Consider the following 23,935-nt stretch of genomic DNA (forward strand, 5'->3'; position numbering starts at 1 on the left):
CCCCTCACCCCGTCCACGACCAGTTCGCGACCTCCGGCAGATCCGTGCCGTGCTCGCGGATCCACGCGTGGTGCCGCGTGCGGGCGTCGGCCATCGTCTGGCGCACCGCGGTGGCCCGCACGCCGAGCCCCGGCACCCGGTCGATGACGTCCATGACCAGGCGGTACCGGTCGAGGTCGTTGCGCACGACCATGTCGAACGGCGTGGTCGTGGTGCCCGACTCCTTGTAGCCGCGTACGTGCAGGTGGGCATGGCCGGTGCGGCGGTACGCGAGGCGGTGGATCAGCCACGGGTAGCCGTGGTACGCGAAGATCACCGGCTTGTCGGCCGTGAACAGCGCGTCGTACTCGAAGTCCGGCATGCCGTGCGGGTGTTCGCCCTTGGGCAGCAGCCGCGTCATGTCGACGACGTTGACGACGCGCACCGCGAGCTCCGGCAGGTGCTCGCGCAACAGGCCCGCCGCGGCGAGGACTTCCTGCGTCGGCACGTCACCGGCACACGCGAGGACGACGTCCGGCTCGCGGCTGCCGTCCTCGGTGCCCGCCCACTCCCACACCCCGGCGCCGCGCGCGCAGTGGGCACGGGCGTCGTCCAGGGACAGCCAGTCGAAGCACGGCTGCTTCCCGGCCACGACGACATTGACGTAGTCGCGGCTGTGCAGCACGTGCTCGGCCACCGAAAGCAGCGTGTTGGCGTCCGGCGGCAGATAGACCCGTACGACGTCGGGGCTCTTGTTGAGGACGTGGTCGACGAAGCCGGGGTCCTGGTGCGAGAAGCCGTTGTGGTCCTGGCGCCAGACGTGCGAGGTCAGCAGGTAGTTCAGGGAGGGCAGCGGGGCCCGCCACGACAGCTCCCGCGAGGTCTTCAGCCACTTGATGTGCTGGTTCACCATCGAGTCGACGATGTGCACGAACGCCTCGTAGCAGGAGAACAGGCCGTGCCTGCCCGTGAGGTTGTAGCCCTCCAGCCAGCCCTGGCAGAGGTGTTCCGACAGCACCTCCATCACCCGGCCGTCGTGCGACAGGTGCTCGTCGGTGGGGAGCGTGCCCGCCTGCCAGGCCTTGCCGGTGGCGTCGTAGACGGCCTGGAGCCGGTTGGACGCGGTCTCGTCGGGGCCGACCATGCGGAAGTCGCGGCGGTCGGCGGTGTCCCGCATGACCTGGGCCAGCAGGTCGCCGAGGACGCGGGTCGGCTCGTGCAGCGCGGTGCCCGGCTTGTCGACGGGGACGGCGAAGCGCTCCAGCGGGGCGAGCGGCAGCCTGCGGGTGAGCAGCCCGCCGTTGGCGTGCGGCGTGCCGCCCAGGCGCCGGGTGCCCTCGGGCACGTACGACAGGACCTGCTCGGTGGGGCGGCCGTCTGCGTCGAAGAGTTCCTCGGGGCGGTAGGAGCGCAGCCAGGCCTCCAACTGCCGCAGGTGGTCCGGGTTCTCGCGGACACCGGGCAGCGGCACCTGGTGGGAGCGCCACGTGCCCTCGACGGGTTCGTCGTCCACGCTCGCCGGGCCCGTCCAGCCCTTCGGCGTGCGCAGCACGATCACCGGCCAGCGCGGGCGGTCCTTCCTGCTGCCCGAGCGGGCCTCGCGCTGGATGCGGGCGATGCGGTCGAGGGCCTGGTCCATGGTGCGGGCGAGGTCGCGGTGGACGCGCAGCGGGTCGTCGCCCGTCACGTGCAGCGGCTCGTGTCCGTAGCCGCGCAGCAGCTCGTCGAGCTCGGCGTCGGGGATACGGGCCAGCACGGTCGGGTTGGCGATCTTGTAGCCGTTGAGGTGCAGGATCGGCAGGACCGCACCGTCGTGCACCGGGTCGAGGAACTTGTTCGCGTGCCAGGACGTCGCGAGCGGCCCGGTCTCCGCCTCGCCGTCGCCGATCACGCAGGCGACCAGCAGGTCCGGGTTGTCGAGGGCGGCGCCGTAGGCGTGCGCGAGGGAGTAGCCGAGTTCGCCGCCCTCGTGGATCGAGCCGGGGGTCTCGGGCGCGACATGGCTCGGCACGCCGCCCGGGAACGAGAACTGCTTGAACAGCCGTCCCATGCCCGCGGCGTCCCGCGAGACGTCCGGATACGTCTGCGAGTACGTCCCCTCCAGCCAGGAGTTCGCGAGCACGGCGGGCCCGCCGTGGCCGGGACCCCAGACGCACAGTGCGTCGAGGTCGCGCTCCTTGATGACACGGTTGAGGTGGGTGTGCACGAGGTTGAGGCCGGGGGAGGTGCCCCAGTGGCCGAGAAGGCGCGGCTTGATGTGCTCGGGGGCGAGCGGCTCGGTGAGCAGCGGGTTGTCGAGGAGGTAGATCTGGCCCGCCGCGAGATAGTTGGCGGCCCGCCAGTGGGCGTCGAGCGCGGCGGCCTGGTGCTTGGACAGATCCTTCGCCATGGCAGCTCCATCGGTGGCGGCAGAGGTGTGCTGGGGCCTGATCCGAACCACAGGCCCTGCGCGCCGCCAGTCTGCCGCCCGGTCCTGCCGCGCACGAAGGGCCCTTGTGGCCATCGTGCCGGGTCGCCGGGCCGCCCCGCCCCAAACACGGCGGGGCGAGTCGGGTGACGCGCGGCTACGGGAGACCTGCCTGCCGCCGAGGGGCACGACGGGCTTGCCGCCCGCCGCACGCCGCGGCCGCCCTCAGTCGCCGGTCAGGGCCCGAAAGGGAGTGCGCCCGTAGGCCTCCCGGTAGAGCGCCGCGAAGCGCCCGGTGTGGTGGAAGCCCCAGCGCGCGGCGATTTCGGTCACCGTCGCGCTCGCCGGGTCCGCGGCCAGCAGCTCGTCGTGCGCGTGCGCGAGCCGCACCCGGCGCAGGTACGCCAGCGGTGTGGTGTCCAGGTGCCGCCGGAACGCGTACTGGAGCGCCCGGACGGTGACATGCGCGGCCGCCGCGATCTCGCCGACGGTGAGGGGCTCGTGGGCGTGCTCCTCGATATGGGCGACGGCGCGCCGCAGGGTCGCGGTGTGCGCGTCGTGGCGGTCCGTCCCGGTCGGCCGGGCGAGCGCCGTGTTGGGGAAGGCGGCCAGCACGCTCGCCGCCAGGTGCTGGGCGGCGGTCGAGGTGACGAGCGGTTCGGAAGCGACCTCGGGATCGGCCAGGACGTGATCGCGGACGTGCACGATGGTCCGCTTCAGGTGCCGGGCCGCGGCGTCGGACACGGGCCGGTGGCCGGTGAGCCGCACCGGAGCCGGCGCCGCTCCCGGGGCGGTGGCGGCGACCTCGTTCAGGAGGCCGGGGTCCAGCATCGTGATGTTGTACCGGGCGCCGCAGATCCGTCCCTCGTAGGGGAGCTCGGGCGGGGCGAAGGAGACCATGTCGCCGGGGCCGAAGGCGTCCTCGACATCGCCGAAGGCGTGGTCCTGGATGGTGCCTTCGTGGACGAGGCACAGGCAGATCTTCTGAAGCGGCGTCACCGCGTAGCGCATGTCGAAATCGAGGTCGAGCTCGTCGACGCTCACCCCGGGCATCACGTCGCGCCGGATCTGCGCCCGGCTGGACGCGGGCGTGCCGTTGCCGATGCGCATGCGGGCATAGTGACGGCTCAGGAAATCCTCGGTGACCCCGATGTCGCTGCTGTCGAAATGCAGTGTGCCCATATGTGCCGCGCTCCCCATTGTCATATGCCCGGTGTCGTCAGCCTACGACCGGCGCCGGGGCGGCTGCCACGGCGCGTACCAGGGGGTGCGTGCTTCCCCGCGCTTCGTTTTCCGGATCGATCTCGCCGGACATTTCGTTCAGGGGACTGCGGCCTTCGTGCGGCAGGCCCGAGCATCGAGATGTCGACCCCGTCGTTGCCCAAGTACCGTGGCGGCTACGGGTCGAGAGCGCCGCTTCCGGTGCTCCCGTCGAAGTCTGAGGAAGGTGACCGTCCTGCCCGCTCCCGCTTCCAACCCTGGTGGCCCCAAGGCTTTCTTCACGTTGTCCTCGACGCGGCCGCTCGCCCTCCTGTCGGCGACCGACCTCGCCAAGGAGCACGAACGGCTACAGGTCGAGGTGGCCCAGCTCAAGCGTGCCGTGACCTCGCACGCCCTGGTGGACCAGGCCATCGGCGTGGTCGTCGTCCTCGGCCGGATCCCGCCCGAGGACGCGTGGCGCGTGCTGCGCGACGTGTCGCAGCGCACCAACGTCAAGCTGAACCTGGTGGCCGAGCACCTCCTGGACTTCGCCCAGGGGGGCCTCCTGCCGGACGACGAGCGGGAGGAACTGCAACGGGCCATGGTGCGCTACGCCTCGCTGAGGCCCCCGTCGCCGCCGGAGCGGACCACGGAGTGAGGGGCGCGGCAGCGGCCGGTCAGCTCAACTGCCGCCGCATGAGCGTCAGATCGAGCCAGCGGCCGAACTTGGTGCCCACCTCGCGGACCGTGCCGGCGTGCTCGAAGCCGTGTCGTTCGTGCAGCCGGATCGAGGCCGCGTTGCCCGCCTCGATTCCGGCGATCATGACGTGCAGACCGGCGGCGGTGGCGGAGTCGACGAGCGTCGTCAGGAGGGCGGACCCGATGCCGGCGCCCTGGTGGCCCCCGGTGACGTACACCGAGTTCTCCACGGTGTGCCGGAAGCCCGAGTACGCCTTCCAGGGGCCGTAGACGCCGAACCCGACGACCTCCGCGCCGACCTCGGCCACGTACGCCGAACCGCGCTCGAGATGCGCGCCCAGCCAGGCGGCTCCCTCCGCGCGGGGCTGCGGGGTGTCCGTCCACAGCGCGGTGCCGTGCTCGATGGCGTGATTGCGGATGGCGAGGACGGCGTCCAGGTCGTCCTCGTGGGCCGGGCGGACCTTCACCGCCGGGGCCCGGGTCTCGTATCGTGGATTCATGTCCAATATCGTAGACCCCCTGGTGGAGCGCATCGGTGCCCGGATCCGCGCGGAGCGGGACCGGCGCCATTGGACCCTCGCGGAGCTGGCCGAGGAGTCCGGGGTGTCCCGGGCGATGATCCATCGGATCGAGCGGGGCGAGAGCAGCCCGAGCGCCGTGATCCTCGGCAGGCTCTCGGCGGCGTTCCGGCTGAGCGTCGCGACGCTGCTCGACCCGGAACCGGATCCCGCGTCGGCCGAGGAACGGGTGCGGCGCGCGGCGGCGGCACCTCGGTGGCAGGACCCGGAGACCGGCTACGCGCGGCGGCAGGTGTCGGGGCCCGGCTTCCCCGCGGAGGTCGCCGAGATCCGGCTCCCGGCCGGGGCCGAGGTCCCCTACCCGGCGGCGGCGTTCGCCTTCCACCGGCAGATCATCTGGGTGCTCGAAGGACACCTCACCTTCCACGAGGGCGACACGGTGCACGCACTCGACGCCGGTGACACCGTCGAACTGGGCCCGCCCACGGCCTGCGTCTTCGTCAACTCCACGGAGCGGGACTGCCGTTACGCCGTGGTCCTCGTGCGCGGCGAGGCGCCGTGAGGCTGCCGCGCGGGGGCGTCGCGGTGCTCTCCTGCACCGCCGGAGTGGCGCTCTCCAACAACTACGCGATCCAGCCGGCGCTCGGCGACGTCGCCCGCGACACCGGCGCGTCCGCCACCGCCATCGGCCTGGTCACGACCGCCGCGCTCGCCGGATGCATCGCCGGCTTCGCCTTCCTGCTGCCGCTCGCGGACCGGGCGGCGCCCCGGCGGCTCGTCGCGGGCCAGCTCACGCTGCTCGCGGCGGGCCTGCTGCTCGCGTCCCGGGCGACCGGCCTCGGCGTGCTCCTGATCGCCTACGTGATGGTGGGCGCCGGCGCGAGCGTCAGCGCGATGGCCTCGACGATCGCCGGGCGCGGGGTGCCGGGGGAGCGGCGCGGGGCGGCCGTCGCGGGCATCGCGGCGGGCATGTCGGCCGGGATCCTGCTCAGCCGCCTCGTCGGCGGGGCGCTCGCGGACGCGCTCGGCTGGCGGGGGATGCTGCTCGCGTTCGCGGGGCTCGTGGTGGTGTGCGGGGCGGCGGCGTGGGCGCGGCTGCCGGGGGAGCGGCCCGACGGCGCGGGCGGCGGCTACCTCGGCACCCTCGCCGCGCTGCCCGGGCTCCTGCGCAGGCACCGCGCGCTGCGGCTCGCGGTGCTGAGCGGCAGCCTCTGGTACCTGGCCTTCAGCCTCGTCTGGGTCGCGCTCACGGTGCGGCTCGCGCAGCCGCCGTACGGTCTCGACGCCGCGGCCATCGGCCTCTACAGCCTGGCCGGGGCGCTCGGATTCGCGGCGTTGCCCGTGGCCGGGCGCCTCGGTGACCGGTACTCGCCGCGGGCGGTGATCACCGGGAGCATGGTGGTCGCGGCCGCCGGTGCGGCGCTGCTGTGCACGGGGCTCGACCGGCCCGTGGTGACGGCGGCGGGCCTCGCCCTGGTCGACGCGGGCTGCTTCACGGCCCAGGCCGCCAACCAGACCCGCGTCATGTCCATCGACCCCCGCCGCAGCGGCAGCCTCAGCGGGGTCTACCTGCTCCTGTACTTCCTGGCGGGCGCCCTGGGGGCGGCTGTGGCGGCGCCGCTCGTGGCGTGGGGCGGCTGGGGCGCGGCGAGCGGGGTGGTGTGCGGAGCGCTGGTCGTGGCGGGGGCGACGGTGGGCGCAATCAAGCCCCTGCGGCGATTGAGCAGCGGGGTCCGGGGCGGAGCCCCGTGCGGTGGGGCGCAGGCCGAACGGTGACCCGAACCCCCCACCCGGTCATACCTCGCGCTGCGCCCGCTTCTCCGCCTGCTCGGCGTGGAGCTTCTTGACCCGGACGTTCTCCTTGCGGACGTCGGCCTGCGTGGCCCGCTCCGCCTGGAGCCACTCGGGGTTCTCGTCCTTGATGGCCTCGATCTGCTCCGTGGTCAGCGCCTCCGTGACGCCGCCGCGGGCCAGGCCCGAGATGGAGACGCCCAGCTTCTGCGCCACGACGGGGCGCGGGTGCGGGCCGTTCGCGCGCAGGTCGACGAGCCACTGCGGCGGCTCGGCCTGCAACGCGGTCAGCTCGGCGCGCGAGACGACGCCCTCCTGGAACTCGGCGGGCGTGGCCTCGAGGTACACACCCAATTTCTTCGCCGCGGTCGCGGGCTTCATGGTCTGGGTGCTCTGGTGCGAACTCATGAGGTCAAGGGTATCGAGCGTGACGGGGCCCGCCGACCACGGCGGGTAGCCTTGATCCGTGACCGGCACGCAAGAAACCCCCGCAGAGACCTCAGGACCCGGCTTCCGGCTGGCCTACGTTCCCGGGGCCACCCCCGCCAAGTGGGTGCGGATCTGGCGTGAGCGCCTGCCCGGCGTGCCGCTCGAACTCGTGCAGGTGACCGCGGCCGAGGTGTCCGACGTGCTGCGCCGCGGGGACGCCGACGCGGGTCTGGTGCGGCCGCCCGTCGACCGCGAGTACTTCAGCGCGATCCCGCTCTATACCGAGAAGACCGTGGTCGTGGTCCCCAAGGACCACGTCGTGACCGCCGCGGACGAGGTCACCCTGGCCGACCTCGCCGACGAGATCGTGCAGCATCCGCTCGACGACGTGCTCGGCTGGGAGGTGCCGCCGGGGCAGCCCGCCTTCGAGCGTCCCGCCACCACGGCCGACGCGATCGAGCTGGTCGCGGCGGGCGTGGGCCTGCTCGTCGTCCCGATGTCGCTGGCCCGGCTGCACCACCGCAAGGACCTCACGTACCGCACGGTCACCGATGCGCCGGAGTCGAGCGTGGTGCTCGCCTGGCCCCAGGAGCGCACCACGGACCAGGTCGAGGACTTCATCGGCATCGTGCGCGGCCGGACGGTGAACAGTTCGCGGGGCCGTACGCAGGCGGATCCGGAGAAGCCGGAGAAGAAGGACGCCGCGAAGAAGAAGCAGCCGCCGCAGGGGAAGAAGTTCGTGAAGCCGGGGCGCCTTCGGCGGGACGGGAAGCCGCAGTCGAAGCGGAGTGCGAACAAGCCGGCCAAGCGGAAGCGGTCCTGAGGTACCGGGCTGGGTGTGCGGTTGGGCGTCCGCCGGTCGCGGGGCTCTGCCCCGGGCCCCGCGCCTCAATCGCCGGCGGGGCTTGAAAAGATCGGGGCTCTGCCCCGGACCCCGCTGCTCAATCGCCGCAGGGGCTTGACTGGGGGGAGTGGCTTGATGGGGATGGTGCGCCCGCGCGCAGGCCCGCCATGACCAGGTCCAGGAGGCGGCCCGACTGGGTCTGCCAGTCGCCGCGGGGGTCGATCAGCCACAGGCCGGCGATGGCCAGCATGAAGTCGTCCGGGGTGACGTCGGGGCGGATCGTGCCCGCCTTCGTGTTCGCGTCCAGGAGGCGGGTCACCGCCTCGGTCAACGGGCCGTGCGCGAGCTGCTTCATCGTGCCGCGCGCGCTCGTCGCCTCGCGGAGCGCGTCCGCGAGGCCCGCCTTGGCCATCGCGTACTGGGCGAGGCGGTCCATCCACTCGCGCAGGGCCAGCTCCGGCGGCCGTCCGCACAGCAACTCGCAGGCCGCGTCGGCGACCTGCTCCACCTCGTAGCGGTACACCTCGAGGACGAGCGCCTCACGGCTGGGGAAGTTGCGGTAGAACGTGCCCTGCCCGACGCCCGCCTTCTTCGCGATGGCGCTGAGCGGTGTGTCCGCGGAGCGCGTCAGTTCGGCCAGGGCCACCTCGAGGATGCGGTCGCGATTGCGCTGCGCGTCCGAGCGCAGCGCGGCCGGCTTCTTCGAGTGCCCCACGCGATTTCTCCTCCTTCTGCCGTGGCGGGGAATAGTCCTTGCTAGGCGGACAGTTGTCCACTACGTTCGTGTCCCGTAGAACGGACAGCTGTCCGGTTAGGGTCAACACCCTAGTGGGTGGAGGCCAAGGCCGCACCCACGACCGGTCCGCCTCCCGCCTTGAGCACAGCGCCGATTCTCCACGCATCAGACACGCGAAAGAAGGCTGCACCCATGCCCCCAGCTGACATCGGCGGCACGACCGTGTCCGCTACGTCCAGCGTCGTCACCTTGAACATCAACGGGGAGAAGCACACCCTGCCCGTCGACCACCGCACCACGCTGCTCGACGCCCTGCGCGAGCGGCTCGATCTGACCGGCACGAAGAAGGGCTGCGACCAGGGGCAGTGCGGAGCCTGCACGGTGCTGGTCGACGGGCGCAGGACCGTGGCCTGTCTTCAGCTCGCGGTCGCCGCCGAGGACCGCGAGATCACCACCATCGAGGGCGTCGCGGGCCCGGACGGCGAACTGCACCCCGTCCAGGAGGCGTTCGTCGAGCTCGACGGGTACCAGTGCGGCTACTGCACGCCCGGCCAGATCTGTTCGGCCATTGCCGTCATCGAGGAGCACGCCGCGGGCTGGCCGTCCGCGGCCACCGGCGACGTACGGCCCGCGGCGGGGCCGCAGCCGCTGACCCCGGAGGAGATCAGGGAACGGATGAGCGGAAACCTGTGCCGCTGCGGCGCGTACGTGTCGATCGTGCAGGCGGTCGCCCACGCGGCCGCGCACGCCGCCGACGAGGCGAAGGAGACCGTGGCGTGAGGGAGTTCGGATACGAGAGGGCCTCCGATGTGTCGGGCGCGGTGGCGGTGCTCGGCGCCGACCCCGAGGCGCGCTTCCTCGGCGGCGGCACCAACCTCGTCGACCTGATGAAGATCGGCGTGGAGCGCCCCGCGCGCCTCGTCGACGTACGCGAACTGCCGCTGGACAGCGTCGAGGTGACCGCCGAAGGCGGGCTCCGGATCGGCGCCACCGTCACCAACAGCGACCTCGCCGCCCACCCCGAAGTGCGGCTCCGCTACCCGGCGTTGGCGCAGGCCGTGCTGGCCGGGGCCTCGGGGCAGCTGCGCAACATGGCCACCGTCGGCGGGAATCTGCTCCAGCGCACCCGCTGCGGCTACTTCACCGACGTCAGCAAGCCGTGCAACAAGCGGGAGCCCGGCAGTGGTTGCCCGGCCATCGAGGGCGAGCACCGCAATCACGCCATTTTCGGCGCGAGCGAGCACTGCGTCGCCGTGCACCCGTCCGACATGGGTGTCGCGCTCGCCGCGTTCGACGCCGTCGTCGAGTACGAAACCGCCGAGGGGGCAGGCGAGTTGGCGCTCGCCGACTTCTACCGGCCCGTCGGCGACACCCCGCACCTGGAGACCGGGCTCCCGGCCGGTGCGCTCATCACCGCCGTCACCCTGCCGCCCGCGCCCGTCGCGGCGAACTCGACGTACCGCAAGGTCCGCGAGCGCGCCTCGTACGCCTTCGCGATCGGCTCGGCGGCCGCCGCCGTCGACGTACAGGACGGCGTCGTACGGGACGCGCGGATCGCGCTCGGCGCGGTCGCCTCGCGGCCGTGGCGGGCCCGTGCGGCAGAAGCGGCGCTGATCGGAAAGCCCGCGGAGGGCGCGACGTTCGCGGCCGCCGCCGACGCCGAGCTCGCCGCGGCGAAGCCGCTGCCCGACAGCACGTACAAGGTGCCCCTGATGCGCAATCTGATCATTGCGCTGCTCACCGAACTCTCGGAGGCCACCCGATGACGACGACCACCACCACAGCGGCCGGAACGGCGAGGACGGGCTCGGTGGGTGTCGGGCGCAGCCGGATCGAGGGACGCGAGAAGGTCACGGGAGCCGCCCGGTACGCGGGCGAGTTCCCCTTCACCGACCTCGCGCACGGCTGGCTCGTGCTGTCCACCGTGGCACGCGGCCGGGTCCGCTCCGTCGGCGAGGAGGCCGTGCGCGCCATGCCCGGCGTCCTCGCGGTCATGCACCACGGCAACGCGCCCCGCATCAACACCGACTACCTCACCCTGATGGGGCCGCCCGACGGCATCCTCCACGTCTTCCAGCACGACCAGGTGCTGCACGCGGGCTGGCCCGTCGCGCTCGTCGTCGCCGAAACGCCCGAGGAGGCCAGGGAGGCCGCGGAGGCACTCGTCGTCGAGTACGACGTCGAGCCGCACGACATCGCCTTCGAGGCCGACAGGCCCGGCACCTACGCCCCCGAGGGATCGGAGGTGAGCAAGGGCGACCTGGAGGCCGAACTCGCCGCGTCCGCCGCCGTCGTGGACGAGCGGTACACCACCCCCGAGACGCATCACACCGCCATGGAGCCGCACGCGGTGACCGTGCGCTGGGAGGACGGGCGCCTGGAGGTGTACGACGCCAACCAGGGCAGCAGGGCGGTCGCCGACCAGCTCGCGCAGACCTTCTCGCTCGACCCGTCCGCCGTGCACGTCCGCTCGGAACACGTCGGCGGCGCCTTCGGCGGCAAGCTCGTGGCCTCGCACCACATCGCCGCCGTGATGGCCGCGACCGAACTTCAGCGCCCCGTCCGCCTGGCCATGACGCGACGTCAGGTCTTCGCGCTCACCACCTACCGCAGCCCCACCACGCAGCGGGTACGCCTCGGCGCCGACACCGACGGACGGCTTCGCGCGTTCGGGCACGACGCGCAGTCGCTGACCTCGAACATCCGCGAGTTCGTCGAGGCGAGCGCCGGGTACGGCCGCGTGATGTACGCGTCCGACGCGCACCGCTCCGTGAACCGTGTGGTGCCCGTGGACCTGCCGACCCCGGGATTCGTGCGGGCGCCCGGCGAGGCTCCCGGCTCGTACGCCGTGGAGTCGGCGCTCGACGAGCTCGCCGAGAAGCTCGGCATGGACCCGGTCGAGCTGCGGGTGCGCAACGAGCCGGAGGTGGGCCCGGTGTCCGGGCTGCCCTTCAGCAGCCGCAATCTGCTCGGGTGTTACGAGGAGGGTGCGCGCCGCTTCGGCTGGGAGGGGCGCGACCCGCGGCCGCGCGTGCGCCGCGAGGGCCGCTGGCTGCTCGGCACGGGCGTGGCGGCCTGCTCCTTCCCGTCCGGCGTCGCCCCGTCGACGGCGGCCGTCACCGCCGAGCACGACGGTACGTTCACCGTCCGGATCACGGCGGCGGACGTCGGTACAGGAGCCCGCACCGCGCTGACCCAGATCGCCGCCGACGAACTCGGCGTCGACCAGGGCCTGGTGCGGGTGCGGATCGCCGACAGCGACTTCGGGCAGGCGTGGCTCTCGGGCGGCTCGATGGGCACCCGCTCCTGGGGCTGGGCCGTGATGGCGGCCAGTCGCGAACTGCGCGACCGCCTGTCGCCGACCGCCGCCATTCCGACCGAGGGCCTCACGGTCCGCACCGACACCACCGAGCTGGTCGGCGCCCTCGCGCAGAAGGAGCGCTACTCCTACGGCGCGCAGTTCGCCGAGGTCGCCGTGGACGTGGCGAGCGGTGAGGTCCGCGTGCGGCGCCTCCTCGGCGTCTTCTCCGCGGGCCGCATCATCAACCCGCTGACCGCGCGCAGCCAGTTGGTGGGCGGCATGACGTGGGGCATCTCCATGGCGCTGCACGAGGAGGCCGTGCGGGACGCGGCGGACGGCGGGCACGTCGGCGCCGACTTCGCGGGCTACCACGTCGCCGCCAACGCGGACGTGCCGGTCGTCGAGGCGCACTGGGTCGACGACAACGACCCGGACGACCCCGTCGGCATCAAGGGCGTCGGTGAGATCGGCATCGTCGGCACGGCCGCCGCGATCGGCAACGCCGTGTGGCACGCGACCGGGGTGCGCCACCGTGACCTGCCGCTGCGGCCCGACCGGGTACTGCTCGCAGAGGCCCAGCGCGACCATGCTTGATCTCGCGACCGACCTGAGCGAATGGGCCGAGCAGGGCCGGGAGTTCGCTGTCGCCACCGTCGTCTCGGTGAGCGGCAGCGCGCCCCGGCCGCCCGGCGCGGCCCTCGCCGTCGACGCGGCGGGCGAGGTCATCGGCTCGGTGTCCGGCGGCTGTGTGGAAGGCGCCGTCTACGAACTGTGCGTCCAGGCCCTCGCGGACGGCACGCCCGCCCGCGAGCGGTTCGGCTACAGCGACGACGACGCGTTCGCGGTGGGGCTCACCTGCGGCGGCGAGGTCGAGGTGCACATCGAACCGGTGCGGCTCGACTCGCCGTCCCGGGCGACGGTGGTCTCGGCGCTCGCCGTCGCGGCGCGCGGCGAGGCGGTGGCGCTCGCCCGGATCTTCGACGGTCCGGGTGAACTACCGTCCAGCGGCGCCCTGTTGATGATCCGTCCCGACGGCTCGTCCGAGGGGCGCCTCACGGACGGCGACGACTCGGGGCTCGCGGAGCAGACCCGCGCCTACCTCGACCTCGGCCGCACCGGGCTGTGCGAGGTACCGCAGAGCAAGGCGCGCTGCGACGGCGACGTCACCCTGTTCGTCGAGTCGAGCGTGCCGCCCGCGCGGATGATCGTGTTTGGCGCGGTGGACTTCGCGGGCGCGCTGGTCAAGGTCGGCAAGCTGCTCGGCTTCCACGTCACCCTGTGCGACGCGCGCGGCGTCTTCGCGACGCCGACCCGCTTCCCCGAGGCGGACGAGGTGGTCGTGGAGTGGCCGGACCGCTACCTCCGCTCGACGGCGACGGACGAGCGCACGGTGCTGTGCGTCCTCACGCACGACGCCAAGTTCGACGTGCCGCTGCTCGAGGTGGCGCTGCGGCTTCCGGTCTCCTACGTCGGCGCGATGGGCTCGCGGCGCACGCACGACGACCGGATGAAGAAGCTGCGTGAAGTCGGTCTCGGTGAGGGCGAGTTGGCGCGCCTGCACTCACCGATAGGGCTCGACATCGGCGGCCGTACGCCGGAGGAGACCGCCGTGTCGATCGGGGCGGAGATCGTCGCTGCACGGCGCGGGGGCAGCGGGCTGCCCCTGCGGGGCGGCGAGGGAGCGATCCACTCGGTCCCGCGCTAGGGCGGGACACGCCCGGGGTCCGGGCCCCCGCTACGCGGGTCGCTCGGACCCCGGCCCCGTGGCATCGGGGGGCCAGGTGCGGGTGTCCCGCGGTTCCACGTACGGCTCCTCGTCCTCGGGGAGCCCACCGCTGATGGCCCGCTGCCGGGCCAGCTCCGCGTCGAATTCCAGGCCGAGCAGCAGCGCCAGGTTCGACAGCCACAGCCAGACCAGGAAGATGATGACGCCGGCCAGGGTGCCGTACGTCTTGTTGTACGAGCCGAACCCGGCCACGTACAGCGCGAAGCCCCCGGAGGCGGCCAGCCACAGCAGGACGGCGAGGAAGCTGCCGGGGCTCAGCCAGCGGAAGCCGGGGCCGTGGACGTTGGGGGCGCGCCAGAAGAGCAGCGCCACCATCAGGGCCATCAGGACGAGCAGTACCGGCCACTTCGCGATGTTCCACGTCGTGACCGCCGCGTCCCCCGCCCCGAGCGCGTCGCCCGCGCGCTTGGCCAGCGGTCCTGTGAACACGACGATGGTCGCGCTCGCCGCGAGCAGCACCATCAGCGTGACGGTCAGCACGAGCCGCAGCGGTGCCAGCTTCCACACCGGGCGGCCCTCCTCCGTGTCGTAGACGGCGTTCGCGGTGCGGATGAACGCGGCGATGTAGCCGGAGGCCGTCCAGACGGCGGCCAGCAGGCTCACCGCCGCGACCACCCCGCTCGACCCGCCCTTGTCCTGCAACTGCTCCACGGCGTCGTTGAGGAGGTCCCGCACCGGGCCGGGGGTGAGATGGCGCAGATTGTCGAGGACGCCCTGCGTCGCCCGCTCGCCGGCCACGCCGAGCAGGGACACCAGGACGAGCAGCCCGGGGAAGAGCGAGAGGACGCCGTAGTACGTCAGCGCCGCCGCCCGGTCCGGCAGTTCGTCGTCGAGGGCCTCCTTGCCGGTGCGGCGCAGCACGGCCCACCAGGAACGGGCCGGCAGATCCGTCGGGTCGTTCGGCTCCTCGCGCCCGCGAGGCTCGTGGTGGGTCATGGCGCCCCCTCGGTTCGTGCTCGTCGTCACGTCAGGAGATGTCGCGCTGTTCCAGCCCCCGGGTGGCCGGGCCCTGTACGACCCGGCCGTCGGTGTCGAAGCGGGAGCCGTGGCAGGGGCACTCCCAGGCGCGCTCCGCCGCGTTGAACGCGACCAGGCAGCCCAGGTGGGTGCAGCGCGCGGACAGGGCGTGCAGCTTGCCGTCGGGATCGCGGTACACGGCGCTGCGCCCGCCCTTGGTGCGCAGTACGGCGCCGGAGTCCGCGGGCAGTTCGTCGACGGAGTCGACGACCGGGGGCCGCAGCCGGTCGCCGATGAAGTGGGCGGCCACATCGGCCTGGTGCTTCAGGAAGCGCGGCGCCTCGCGCAGCACCGACCGCACCCGGCGCGGGTCGTAGAGGCCCGCCCACTCGGGCTCCTCGCGCCCCGTGATGAGCGCGGTGAGCAGCGAGCCCGCCATGATGCCGCCGCTCAGGCCCCAGCCGCTGAAGCCCGTGGCGACGTAGGTGTGCTTGGCCGCCGGGTGCAGCAGTCCGATGAGCGGTGTCGTGTCGCAGGGGAAGGTGTCCTGCGTCGCCCACCCGTAGGTCGGTTCGATGCCGGGGAAGTGGTCCTCGGCCCATGCGGCCAGCCGCTCAAGGCGCTGCGGGGTGTCGCCGGTGCCGGGGGTGAACTTCTCGCCGGTGACGATGAGCAGCCGCTGCCCGTCCTCGTAGGGCGCTGTGCGCACCGAGCGCGTGTTGTTCTCGGGCGTGATGTACATGCCCTGCGGGTCGCGTTCCGCGCTGATGGGCGCTGCCACCACCAGCTCACGGCGGGGTGCGAGCCGGGCGAACAGGAGGGCCCGGTCGAAGATCGGGTAGTGGGTCGCGACGACCACGTCACGCGCGGTCACCCGGGCACCCGTCTCCGCCGTCACATGGCAGGCGTGGTCCTCCTCCAGGCCGAACACCGACGTGTGCTCGTGCACCAGCGCCCCGCGCGCCCGCAGGTCCTCGGCGAGCCCGAGCAGGTACTTGCGCGGATGGAACTGGGCCTGACCGGTCACGCGCACCGCCCCCGCGACCGGGAACGGCAGTCCGGTGTCCCGTACGAAGGTCGCGGGCAGCCCCGCGGCCTGCGCCGCCCCGGCCTCCGCCCGCACCGCCGGCAGATGGCGGCTCTCGGTCGCGTACGTGTAGGCGTCACGTCGCTCCAACTCGCAGTCGAGGCCGAGGAGTTCGGACACCTCGAAGGCGTGCTCCACGGCCTCGGACTGGGACCGGGCGTACTGGCGGGTGGCCTCGACGCCACGCGTGCGCCGCAGCCGTTCGTAGGTCAGGGTGTGCAGCGCGGACAGCTTGGCCGACGTGTGCCCGGTGACGCCCTCGGCGATGCGTCCCGCCTCCAGGACCGCCACGCTCAGCCCGGCGCGCGTCAGCTCCCACGCGGTGCTCAGCCCGGCGATGCCCGCGCCGATCACCGCGACGTCCACGTTCACGTCCCGCTCCAGCGGGGGAAAGCGCGGCCCCGGCGCGGACTCGATCCAGTACGACCCTTGCACGGATGCGTTCTCGGTCATGGGCGCCGGGTTCCCCTGAAGGGGCTGATCAAGCATCGAATCCGGGTACCCGGCCGGTGTCCCGTACAAGGAGCTCGGATGACCTCGAAATCCCGCCTGCGCGCGCTGACCATGAACGTTCTCGCCCCCGAGTACGCGGACGGGCCCGCGCGGCGCCGTGCCCTCGCCGCCGCGCTCGCCGACGCGGCCCCCGACGTGCTGGCCCTGCAAGAGGTGGTGCCGGACGACGTGCGACGCCTTGAGGCCGACGGCTGGCGGCTCGTCCCGCACCCGCGCGCCGGCCCGGACGGTGTCGGCGCGGTGCTCGCCGTGCGCGCCCCGCTCGGCCGCGTGCGCACCGATCCCTTGCAGGTGACCGAGCGTACGGCGGGTACGCCGTGGTGCGGGGTGGCCGCGGCCGAGGTCTCGTACGAGGAGCCGCTCGGCGGCGTCCTCGTCGTCCACCACAAGCCGAGCTGGCCCTACGGCTTCGAGGCGGAGCGGGAGCGGCAGGCGCGGGCCGCGGCCCTCCTCGCGGAGCGGATGCTGGCCGAGGGGGCCGGGCGGCTGCGGCACGTCGTCGTCCTCGGCGACCTCGACGCGGGGCCCGAGGCCGCGAGCCTGCGGTTCTGGCGCGGTCAGCAGTCACTGGGCGGGGCGAGCGTCTGCTACCAGGACGCGTGGGAGGCCGTGCACGGCGCCGCGCCGGGACACACCTTCAGCCCGCGCAATCCGCTGGTGCGCGCGGGGGACATGCCGCTGGAGGCGGGGCGCCGCATCGACCATGTGCTGGCGCGCTGCGGGCGGCACGGGCCGACCCTGCGGGTCGAGGCGTGCGAGCGGTTCCTCGTCGAACCGGTCGACGGCGTCCAGGTCAGCGACCACTACGGAGTGTGGGCCGACTTCGCCGTGCCGGAGCGGGAGCCCGGGGCCTGGGAGGAGTGATCCGTCGCCGCCGCCAGGTCGTCGAGCAGCCGCGTCGTCGCCGTGGTCAGCTCGCCGAGCGACGCGAAGCCGCGGCCCGCCGGGTCGGCCAGGTGCGAGGCGATGCGGTCGCACGCCGCCCGCGCCGCGGCGATCGATTCCCCGGCCTGCTCCCCGTCCGCGCGGCCGATCCGGTCGGCGTCGGTGGCACACGCGTCGCCCGCCGCGCGCAGCAGCGTGGCCAGCTCGCGCAGCGCCCCCGGAGGCGGTGTCTCGAACGGCGGTGTGTCGTGCGCGGCCTCCGTCAGCGAGCGCAGCGCCTCCGCGAGGTGGTCCGCGACCCGCTCCCAGCGGACGTCGCGGGAGGGCGGGGCGGGCCGCACGCGGCGCAGCCGGCGGCCGGGGTTGAGCCTGCGGCTCTCGTCCGCCTGGTGCCGTGCGGTGCGCAGCTCGGCGACGGTGGCGCGCAGCCGCAGCGCCCGCCCGTGCCACTCCTCCGCGTCAGCCGCGCCGTAGCCGTCCTCGATGCCGTCCGCGATCTCCCGCAACAGCCGGGCGCAGTCCGCCGGCACCTGCGCCCGCAGCCGCCGCACGTCGGTGGTGTGCACGGGCGGCAGCACGAACGCGTTGACCAGGACGCCGACGACCGCGCCAAGGACGGTCTCCATGAGCCGGTGCCCGATCTCCACGGGCGCGTACGAGCCGTACGTCAGGACGAAGAGCGCGGCGCTCGGCGCGTACCACCCCTGGTCGCCGAAGCGCCCGTACGAGCCGATGAGCACGGTGATCGGCAGCGCGATGGCCATCCCGATCATCACGTTCTGGGTGAGCGCCATCGCCCCGGAGGCGATGAGCGTGCCCGCCGCGACCACCAGGAACTGCTGCACCGCCGAGCGCACCGAGCGATACACGGTGCTGTGCACCAGGACCACCGCGGTCCACGGCGCGAGCAGCGCCATCGGTGCGTTCCACCACCAGCCCGCGAGGGCCCACGCCGCGATCGCCGCGGCGGCGGCCTTCAGCGCCTGCACGGCGGTGGCCCGCTCGGGCCCCGGGAACGACACGGCGCGGCGCGCGGAACGGCCGATGGCCCGGACTTCGCCGACGAGCGTGCGCCCCGCCCGCCGAACCCGGTGTGGACGTGGATCGGTCACCCGGCGCGGAGTACCCGCGCGGCAGCCGTCCATGCCGCCGGGGCCGCGTTCCCGACGCGTTCCCGACGCGTTCCCGAGCCGTGCTCCCGCATCCTGTTCGCGCAGTTCAAGGAGGCATATGTGGATGAAATCGGGTGACCCGTGCCCCTGCGGACGGACCGCGCGGCTGAATCCTTTCGCCGCCGGATGACACGGCAGGAGCAGGCGGCATGAACAGGACCGACGGCCGGTACCCGGCCCCCATGGACCACACCTCCGCCCCGTTTCTCGAAGCCCTGGACTCCTACCACGCGCACGGCAGGCTCGCCTTCACCCCGCCCGGTCACAAACAGGCGCGCGGCGCCGACGAGCAGGCCAGAAGAGTGCTCGGCGACGCCTTCCACTCGGACGTCCTCGCGAGCGGCGGCCTCGACGACCGCCGGATGCGCGGTCGTGTCCTGCGGCGCGCCGAGGAGCTGATGGCCGACGCGGTCCACGCCGACCACACCTTCTTCACCACGTGCGGCAGCTCCCTGTCGGTGAAGGCCGCGATGCTGGCCGTCGCAGGGCCCCACGAGCAGCTGCTCATCGGGCGTGACGCCCACAAGTCCGTGGTGAGCGGGCTCATCCTGTGCGGCATCGACCCCGTGTGGGTCGAACCGCAGTGGGACGCCGAACGCGGCCTCGCGCACCCGCCGTCCCCGGAGGCGTACGAGGAGGCCTTCGCGCGGCACCCGGACGCGCGCGGGGCGCTGATCACCAGCCCGACCCCGTACGGGACCTGTGCCGACCTGGTACGGCTCGCCGAGGTGTGCCACGCGCGCGGCAGGCCGCTGATCGTCGACGAGGCGTGGGGCGCGCACCTGCCGTTCCACCCCGACCTGCCCAAGTGGGCCATGGACGCGGGCGCCGACGTGTGTGTCACCAGCATCCACAAGATGGGCAGCGGCCTCGAACAGGGCTCGGTGTTCCATCTGCGCGGCGACCTCATCGACCCGGACACGCTCACCTCACGCGCCGACCTCCTCGGCACCACCAGCCCCTCCGTCCCCATCTACGCGGGCCTGGACGGCTGGCGCAGGCAGATGCGGCTGCACGGCCGTGAGCTGCTCGGCGACGCCCTCGACCTCGCGGCCCAGGCACGGCAGGACATCGACGCGATCGACGGCCTGCACGTGTACGGACCCGACGCCCTCACGGGCCCCGGACTCGCCCACGACCTCGATCCGCTGCCCGTCCTCGTCGACGTGGCGGAGCTCGACACGAGCGGCTACCGGGTCGCCGACTGGCTGCGCTCCCACCGCGCCCTCGACGTGCACATCGCCGACCACCGCAGGATCGGCGCCCAGCTCACGTTCGCCGACTCCCCGGCGACCGTCGCGGCGCTCCTCGACGGCCTTCGGGACGTCGCGGAGCACCGCGACGAACTGCGCGGCGCACCGGCCGTCGCGGTGCCGAAGCCCTCCGAACTCCGCTTGGAACAGGCCATGTTGCCGCGTGACGCGTACTTCGGGCCGGTCGAGGACGTCGCGCTGGAGCGCGCCGCGGGACGCGTGGCCGCCGAGATGACCACCCCGTACCCGCCGGGCATCCCGACGGCGCTGCCGGGGGAGCGGCTCACCGAACCGGTGCTCACCTATCTGCGCACCGGTATCGATGCGGGCATGAACGTGCCGGACCCGGCGGACCCCTCGCTCAGGACGATCCGGGTGGTGGCACGGGACGCGCGGCGTCCTGCTTGACGGGGTCCCGCTTGAAGGCCCACGCCATCTCGGGCTCCATGGCCCAGTGGAACAGCCACCGCACGGGCCGCGTGCACAGCGCGGTGATGACCGCCGCCGCGATCACGGTGACGGTGATCTCGCCGAGCGGCGTGTGCACCCAGTCGTGGTCGTACCAGCCCCAGAAGCGGGAGCCCTTCGCCAGGAAGCCGTGCAGCAGATAGCCGTACAGGGTGCCCGCGCCGAGGGCGGTGCACCACAGCCTGCGGCCGGGCACCCACGCGAAGAAGCAGGCCATCAGGATCACCGAGCAGCCGAACAGGGCGAGCGTCATCACCACGCCCGTCCAGCCGGGTGCGCCCAGCTCCTGCGCGCTGTCCCGGCGGTAGAACCACGCGGCGGTCATCCGCGGCGAGGCCCAGTACGCGACGAGCAGCGCGCCCACGAACACCGGCGCGGCCAGGATGCGGGCCTGCCTGCGCCGCACCAGCTGGAAGTGTTCCGGCTTCAGGACCAGGCCGAGCACGAAGAACGGCAGGAATTGCAGCACCCGCTGGAGGTCCAGGTCGTCGCCGATGTCGGGGGAGACGGCGGCGAGCACGGCGACCGCGAGGGCCAGCGGCAGCGGTGCGCGCACGACCTTCCACAGCGGGGTGGTGATCCGCCAGATGAAGAGCGCGATCAGGAACCAGGTCAGATACCAGGGGTCGAGCAGCGTGATCGGGTAGTCCGGGTCGTCGCCCACCGTGCGCTTGAAGAACGTGTACGCGACCTCGAAGATCACGTACGGCACCAGTACGCCCGTGACCAGGCGCTTCATCCGTCTGGGGCTCGCGTCGAAGGACCGCGAGAAGTAGCCCGAGATCACGATGAAGGCCGGCATGTGGAACGTGTAGACGGTGAAGTACAGCGCGGAGGCGGCGCGGCTGTCCCCGCGCAGCGGTTCCCAGGCGTGCCCGAGCGCGACGAGGACGATGGCCAGGTACTTGGCGTTGTCGAAGTACGCGTCACGGCCGTCCGCCTTCATGCGGCCTCCGTCCCGGTCGGTGGGCCTCCCGGTCACGCTTCCCGGACCCGCGCGATCGCGCAAGTGAGAGAGCCACGGAGCGTGCCTGCGGACCGTTGCCGCTAGACGGGGAGCAGGCGGCCCACCAGCTCGCTCAGCTGGCGCGCGTTGCGGCATTCGTGCATGGCCACCACCTCCGCGTACGTGGAGGCCGCCGAGTCGCCCGTGTCCCACTGGGAGCGGGGCTCCGGATTGAGCCAGTACGTGCGGCGGGAGGCGCGGGTGATGCGGCGCAGCGCCGGGAGGTTGGGGTTCTGCTGGTTGTTCCGGGCGTCGCCGAGGACGAGGACCGTCGTGCGGGGGCCCACCGCGGACTCGTAGCGCTCCACGAACTCGCCGAGCGCCGTGCCGTAGTCGCTGCTGCCGTGCCAGCCGGTCAGCGTGGCCTCGGCCGCGATGCGGGCGCCGAGCCCCTCCGCGTCCGCCGCGCCGTGCGCGATGAGGCCGGTGACCTCGTCGGTCCGGTTGACGAAGGCGAAGACCCGGATCTTGCTGAACTGGTCGTGCAGGGCCTGGACCAGCAGCATCGTGAAATTCGCGAAGCCGGCCACCGAGCCCGACACATCGCAGAGCAGCACCAGTTCCGGACGGGTCGGGCGGCGCTTGCGCAGGACGGGCCGCATGGGGACGCCGCCCGTCGAGAGCGAGCCGCGCAGGGTCCGGCGCAGGTCGATGTGGCCGCGGGCCGCGCGGCGCCTGCGGGCCGCGAGGCGCGTGGCCAGCTTGCGGGCCAAGGGGTGGACCGTGCGGCGCAACTCGGCGAGCTGGGCCTTGTCCGCGTAGAGGAACACGGTGCGGTCGGGTGTCTGGACCGGCATCCGGCGGGCCATTTCGTCGCGGTTGCGGGCCTCCGCGACCCTGCGCCGCGCCTCGCCGCGCACCCCTTCGCGGAACTCCTCGATGCGGCGGCGGATCTCGTCCGCCTCGATGCGGTCGGTGAAGGCCCCGGACCGACCGCTGCCGCCCGCGCGGATCGCCGACATGACGGGGGCGAGGAGGGTCTGCGGGCGCAGCCGGTCCAGGGTCTGCTGGGACGACCAGCCGTTCGCGTCGTAGCCGCCGAGCGAGTCCACCGCCTCGGCCGCGAGGCGGGCCAGCGCGGCCCGGTCGTTCGCCGCCAGGGCCTCGGTGAGGCGTTCGCGCAGGCCGTCCCGGTCGGTGGCGCCGCCCTGGCCGGGCGCGCCCACCGCGTGCGGGAAGTACACGTCGAAGACCGGGTCGAAGACCGCGCGCTGGCCCTGGTCGTGCAGGAGCGCGGAGGCAAGCCCCTCGCGCAGGTGCTCCCGGCTGTCCATGCCGAGCGCCGCCACCGCCCGCGCGGCGTCCACGCTCTCGCCCGTGCCGATCCGGATGCCGTGCGCGCGCAGCGCCCGCACGAGCGAGGTGACCCGGTCGGCGACCGACGGGGCCGAGCTCACACCGCGTCCAGGTCGAGCTTGGCGGCCGCCGTGTTCACGTCCTCCTGGTGCTTGAGGACGACGCCGAGGGACGCCCGTACGACCTCCTCGTCCAGGCGGTCCGCGCCGAGCGCCAGCAGGGTGCGTGCCCAGTCCACCGTCTCCGCGACCGAGGGCACCTTGCGCAGGTCCATCGCGCGCAGCGCGCCCACGACCCGGACGAGGGACTCGGCGAGCACCGCGTCGAGCTCGGGCACCTTCAGGGCGACGATGCGGCGCTCCAACTCCTCCTCGGGGAAGCCGATGTGGAGGAAGAGGCAGCGGCGGCGCAGCGCCTCCGACAGTTCACGGCTCGCGTTCGAGGTGAGGACCACGAAGGGACGGGTGGTGGCGGCGATGGTGCCCAGTTCCGGGACGGTGACCTGGAAGTCGGAGAGGACTTCGAGGAGCAGCCCCTCCACCTCGACGTCCGCCTTGTCCATCTCGTCGATGAGCAGGACCTTCGCGTCGTCGCCGCGGATCGCGGACAGCAGCGGGCGCGAGAGGAGGAACTCCTCGCTGAAGATGTCCGTGCGGGTCTGGTCCCACGTCTCGTCGCGGCCCGCCGTGATGCGCAGCAGCTGCTTGGCGTGGTTCCACTCGTACAGGGCGCGGCTCTCGTCGACGCCCTCGTAGCACTGGAGGCGGATCAGGCGGGCGTCGCTGATCGCCGCGACCGCCTTCGCCAGTTCCGTCTTGCCGACGCCCGCCGGGCCCTCGACGAGCAGCGGCTTGCCGAGCTTGGCGGCCAGGAAGACGGTGGTCGCCACGGCGGGCGAGGCCAGATAGCCGGTCTCGGCCAGGCGCGTGGTGACTTCGTCCACGGAAGCGAACAACGGGGCCTCCTGCTCGGTGCGTTGTCGAACCCTCAGGTGATCAGGTGTGGAGGCCCACCACAATGGGTGCGCGCCGTTCATGGTGAACGTCACGTCCTGAGTCCTGTAGCGAGACCTTCTCCGGGGCCCGTCCGTATCCTGGCGGTCATGAGGCGCACTTCCTTTGCCGACTGGCCCTGCTCCATCGCCCGCACCATGGACCTCCTGGGGGACTGGTGGACGCCGCTCGTGCTGCGCGAGGCGTTCTACGGCATCACCCGCTTCGACGTGTTCCAGCAGGAACTCGGCATCGCCCGGACCACCCTCGCCGAACGGCTGCGACGGCTCGTCGAGGCCGGCCTGATGGAGAAGCGCGCCTACGACACCGCGCCCGTGCGCCACGACTACGTCCTCACGGAGAAGGGCCGCGACTTCTTCGGCGTCCTCGCCGCCATGAACGCCTGGGGCAACCGCTGGCTGTCCGGCGAGGAGGGCGCGCCCGTCGTCTTCGAGCACGACCGGTGCGGCCACGAGAGCGAGGCCGCGGTCGTCTGCGCGCACTGCGGCGAGCCGATGACCGCCGACGACACCCACGCGCGCATCGGCCCCGGCTACCCGGAGAAGCTCGCGCGGCGCCCGGACATCGCGGCGCGCTTCACCCGCTGAACCAATCC

22 protein-coding genes are annotated in these 23,935 nt (G+C 73.0%); 11 read left to right on the top strand and 11 right to left on the bottom strand.

The annotated features are described in order from the left end of the window. Window positions 1-4 precede the first annotated feature (4 nt). Both ACNYS0_RS34890 and ACNYS0_RS34895 read right to left on the bottom strand, forming a co-directional pair. Window positions 5-2,368, bottom strand: coding sequence for a phosphoketolase family protein (locus ACNYS0_RS34890; protein ID WP_422479456.1), 2,364 nt, complete (start codon window positions 2,366-2,368; stop codon window positions 5-7). 243 nt (window positions 2,369-2,611) lie between these two features. Next, the gene (locus tag ACNYS0_RS34895; RefSeq protein WP_422479458.1) at window positions 2,612-3,568 is read right to left on the bottom strand and encodes a helix-turn-helix transcriptional regulator; all 957 of its coding nucleotides are present in this window, start codon (window positions 3,566-3,568) and stop codon (window positions 2,612-2,614) included. Between the two features lie 265 nt (window positions 3,569-3,833). Between ACNYS0_RS34895 and ACNYS0_RS34900 the strand changes: the two genes are divergently transcribed. Beyond that, a complete protein-coding gene (locus ACNYS0_RS34900) occupies window positions 3,834-4,244 on the top strand; it encodes an ANTAR domain-containing protein (RefSeq protein ID WP_422479460.1) in 411 nt (136 codons plus the stop codon). A 19-nt stretch (window positions 4,245-4,263) separates the two neighbouring features. Here ACNYS0_RS34900 and ACNYS0_RS34905 read toward each other — a convergent pair whose 3' ends face one another. Further along, the gene (locus ACNYS0_RS34905; RefSeq protein ID WP_422479462.1) at window positions 4,264-4,785 is read right to left on the bottom strand and encodes a GNAT family N-acetyltransferase; all 522 of its coding nucleotides are present in this window, start codon (window positions 4,783-4,785) and stop codon (window positions 4,264-4,266) included. Between ACNYS0_RS34905 and ACNYS0_RS34910 the strand changes: the two genes are divergently transcribed. Beyond that, window positions 4,784-5,365, top strand: coding sequence for a helix-turn-helix domain-containing protein (locus tag ACNYS0_RS34910; RefSeq protein WP_422479464.1), 582 nt, complete (start codon window positions 4,784-4,786; stop codon window positions 5,363-5,365). The two genes, ACNYS0_RS34905 and ACNYS0_RS34910, sit on opposite strands and share 2 nt — an antisense overlap. Further along, window positions 5,362-6,579, top strand: coding sequence for an MFS transporter (locus tag ACNYS0_RS34915; RefSeq protein ID WP_422479466.1), 1,218 nt, complete (start codon window positions 5,362-5,364; stop codon window positions 6,577-6,579). The genes ACNYS0_RS34910 and ACNYS0_RS34915 overlap by 4 nt, the downstream gene beginning before the upstream one ends. A gap of 18 nt (window positions 6,580-6,597) precedes the next feature. Here ACNYS0_RS34915 and ACNYS0_RS34920 read toward each other — a convergent pair whose 3' ends face one another. After that, entirely contained in the window at window positions 6,598-7,002 is a 405-nt protein-coding gene (locus ACNYS0_RS34920) for a DUF5997 family protein (protein WP_422479468.1), read from the bottom strand. 58 nt (window positions 7,003-7,060) lie between these two features. On the opposite strand from ACNYS0_RS34920, the gene ACNYS0_RS34925 reads away from it, so the two are divergent. Beyond that, window positions 7,061-7,846 (top strand): LysR family transcriptional regulator substrate-binding protein, encoded by a 786-nt coding sequence (locus ACNYS0_RS34925; protein WP_422479470.1) that lies wholly within the window; start codon window positions 7,061-7,063, stop codon window positions 7,844-7,846. Between the two features lie 118 nt (window positions 7,847-7,964). Here ACNYS0_RS34925 and ACNYS0_RS34930 read toward each other — a convergent pair whose 3' ends face one another. Beyond that, the gene (locus ACNYS0_RS34930; RefSeq protein ID WP_422479472.1) at window positions 7,965-8,582 is read right to left on the bottom strand and encodes a TetR/AcrR family transcriptional regulator; all 618 of its coding nucleotides are present in this window, start codon (window positions 8,580-8,582) and stop codon (window positions 7,965-7,967) included. A 213-nt stretch (window positions 8,583-8,795) separates the two neighbouring features. Between ACNYS0_RS34930 and ACNYS0_RS34935 the strand changes: the two genes are divergently transcribed. From ACNYS0_RS34935 to ACNYS0_RS34950, 4 genes are read left to right on the top strand one after another with little or no spacing between them, the layout of a single operon-like run. Next, window positions 8,796-9,383 (top strand): 2Fe-2S iron-sulfur cluster-binding protein, encoded by a 588-nt coding sequence (locus ACNYS0_RS34935; RefSeq protein WP_422479474.1) that lies wholly within the window; start codon window positions 8,796-8,798, stop codon window positions 9,381-9,383. Beyond that, entirely contained in the window at window positions 9,380-10,369 is a 990-nt protein-coding gene (locus ACNYS0_RS34940) for an FAD binding domain-containing protein (RefSeq protein ID WP_422479476.1), read from the top strand. Before ACNYS0_RS34935 ends, ACNYS0_RS34940 begins: the two co-directional genes overlap by 4 nt. Further along, window positions 10,366-12,498, top strand: coding sequence for a xanthine dehydrogenase family protein molybdopterin-binding subunit (locus tag ACNYS0_RS34945; protein WP_422479478.1), 2,133 nt, complete (start codon window positions 10,366-10,368; stop codon window positions 12,496-12,498). The genes ACNYS0_RS34940 and ACNYS0_RS34945 overlap by 4 nt, the downstream gene beginning before the upstream one ends. Further along, window positions 12,491-13,609 carry an XdhC family protein gene (locus ACNYS0_RS34950; protein ID WP_422479480.1) on the top strand — a complete coding sequence of 373 codons (1,119 nt, stop codon included), beginning with the start codon at window positions 12,491-12,493 and terminating at the stop codon, window positions 13,607-13,609. The genes ACNYS0_RS34945 and ACNYS0_RS34950 overlap by 8 nt, the downstream gene beginning before the upstream one ends. 30 nt (window positions 13,610-13,639) lie before the next feature. Here the strand turns inward: ACNYS0_RS34950 and ACNYS0_RS34955 are convergent, their stop codons facing one another. Both ACNYS0_RS34955 and ACNYS0_RS34960 read right to left on the bottom strand, forming a co-directional pair. Next, window positions 13,640-14,626 carry a YihY/virulence factor BrkB family protein gene (locus ACNYS0_RS34955; protein ID WP_422479482.1) on the bottom strand — a complete coding sequence of 329 codons (987 nt, stop codon included), beginning with the start codon at window positions 14,624-14,626 and terminating at the stop codon, window positions 13,640-13,642. Between the two features lie 31 nt (window positions 14,627-14,657). Continuing rightward, window positions 14,658-16,187, bottom strand: a complete 1,530-nt coding sequence (locus tag ACNYS0_RS34960; RefSeq protein WP_422479484.1) for an FAD-dependent oxidoreductase — start codon at window positions 16,185-16,187, stop codon at window positions 14,658-14,660. Between the two features lie 78 nt (window positions 16,188-16,265). Between ACNYS0_RS34960 and ACNYS0_RS34965 the strand changes: the two genes are divergently transcribed. Next, window positions 16,266-17,111, top strand: coding sequence for an endonuclease/exonuclease/phosphatase family protein (locus tag ACNYS0_RS34965; RefSeq protein WP_422479486.1), 846 nt, complete (start codon window positions 16,266-16,268; stop codon window positions 17,109-17,111). Here the strand turns inward: ACNYS0_RS34965 and ACNYS0_RS34970 are convergent. Then, window positions 17,051-18,244 (bottom strand): FUSC family protein, encoded by a 1,194-nt coding sequence (locus ACNYS0_RS34970; protein WP_422479488.1) that lies wholly within the window; start codon window positions 18,242-18,244, stop codon window positions 17,051-17,053. The two genes, ACNYS0_RS34965 and ACNYS0_RS34970, sit on opposite strands and share 61 nt — an antisense overlap. 209 nt (window positions 18,245-18,453) lie before the next feature. On the opposite strand from ACNYS0_RS34970, the gene ACNYS0_RS34975 reads away from it, so the two are divergent. Then, window positions 18,454-19,965, top strand: a complete 1,512-nt coding sequence (locus tag ACNYS0_RS34975; RefSeq protein ID WP_422479490.1) for an aminotransferase class I/II-fold pyridoxal phosphate-dependent enzyme — start codon at window positions 18,454-18,456, stop codon at window positions 19,963-19,965. Here the strand turns inward: ACNYS0_RS34975 and ACNYS0_RS34980 are convergent. The 3 genes from ACNYS0_RS34980 to ACNYS0_RS34990 are packed head-to-tail and all read right to left on the bottom strand — an operon-like array spanning window position 19,919 to window position 23,282. Then, window positions 19,919-21,127: an acyltransferase family protein gene (locus tag ACNYS0_RS34980; RefSeq protein ID WP_422479492.1), complete on the bottom strand. Its 1,209-nt coding sequence runs from the start codon at window positions 21,125-21,127 to the stop codon at window positions 19,919-19,921. The genes ACNYS0_RS34975 and ACNYS0_RS34980 overlap by 47 nt on opposite strands. Next, the gene (locus ACNYS0_RS34985) at window positions 21,073-22,428 is read right to left on the bottom strand and encodes a vWA domain-containing protein (RefSeq protein WP_422479494.1); all 1,356 of its coding nucleotides are present in this window, start codon (window positions 22,426-22,428) and stop codon (window positions 21,073-21,075) included. Before ACNYS0_RS34985 ends, ACNYS0_RS34980 begins: the two co-directional genes overlap by 55 nt. Next, window positions 22,425-23,282, bottom strand: coding sequence for an AAA family ATPase (locus tag ACNYS0_RS34990; protein WP_422479496.1), 858 nt, complete (start codon window positions 23,280-23,282; stop codon window positions 22,425-22,427). The genes ACNYS0_RS34985 and ACNYS0_RS34990 overlap by 4 nt, the downstream gene beginning before the upstream one ends. Window positions 23,283-23,429: 147 nt before the next feature. Here ACNYS0_RS34990 and ACNYS0_RS34995 point away from each other — a divergent pair, with 147 nt between their 5' ends. Then, a complete protein-coding gene (locus ACNYS0_RS34995; protein ID WP_422479498.1) occupies window positions 23,430-23,927 on the top strand; it encodes a winged helix-turn-helix transcriptional regulator in 498 nt (165 codons plus the stop codon). Window positions 23,928-23,935 lie beyond the last annotated feature (8 nt).

It is taken from the genome of Streptomyces anthophorae (assembly GCF_049310305.1).
Lineage (GTDB): Bacteria > Actinomycetota > Actinomycetes > Streptomycetales > Streptomycetaceae > Streptomyces.

Coding starts and splice junctions, on each gene's coding strand:
- ACNYS0_RS34890 (WP_422479456.1), bottom strand. CDS start 2,368: ATGGCGAAGGATCTGTCCAAGCACCAGGCCGCCGCGCTCGACGCCCAC.
- ACNYS0_RS34895 (WP_422479458.1), bottom strand. CDS start 3,568: ATGGGCACACTGCATTTCGACAGCAGCGACATCGGGGTCACCGAGGAT.
- ACNYS0_RS34910 (WP_422479464.1), top strand. CDS start 4,784: ATGTCCAATATCGTAGACCCCCTGGTGGAGCGCATCGGTGCCCGGATC.
- ACNYS0_RS34905 (WP_422479462.1), bottom strand. CDS start 4,785: ATGAATCCACGATACGAGACCCGGGCCCCGGCGGTGAAGGTCCGCCCG.
- ACNYS0_RS34920 (WP_422479468.1), bottom strand. CDS start 7,002: ATGAGTTCGCACCAGAGCACCCAGACCATGAAGCCCGCGACCGCGGCG.
- ACNYS0_RS34935 (WP_422479474.1), top strand. CDS start 8,796: ATGCCCCCAGCTGACATCGGCGGCACGACCGTGTCCGCTACGTCCAGC.
- ACNYS0_RS34945 (WP_422479478.1), top strand. CDS start 10,366: ATGACGACGACCACCACCACAGCGGCCGGAACGGCGAGGACGGGCTCG.
- ACNYS0_RS34950 (WP_422479480.1), top strand. CDS start 12,491: ATGCTTGATCTCGCGACCGACCTGAGCGAATGGGCCGAGCAGGGCCGG.
- ACNYS0_RS34955 (WP_422479482.1), bottom strand. CDS start 14,626: ATGACCCACCACGAGCCTCGCGGGCGCGAGGAGCCGAACGACCCGACG.
- ACNYS0_RS34960 (WP_422479484.1), bottom strand. CDS start 16,187: ATGACCGAGAACGCATCCGTGCAAGGGTCGTACTGGATCGAGTCCGCG.
- ACNYS0_RS34965 (WP_422479486.1), top strand. CDS start 16,266: ATGACCTCGAAATCCCGCCTGCGCGCGCTGACCATGAACGTTCTCGCC.
- ACNYS0_RS34975 (WP_422479490.1), top strand. CDS start 18,454: ATGAACAGGACCGACGGCCGGTACCCGGCCCCCATGGACCACACCTCC.
- ACNYS0_RS34980 (WP_422479492.1), bottom strand. CDS start 21,127: ATGCCGCAACGCGCGCCAGCTGAGCGAGCTGGTGGGCCGCCTGCTCCC.
- ACNYS0_RS34995 (WP_422479498.1), top strand. CDS start 23,430: ATGAGGCGCACTTCCTTTGCCGACTGGCCCTGCTCCATCGCCCGCACC.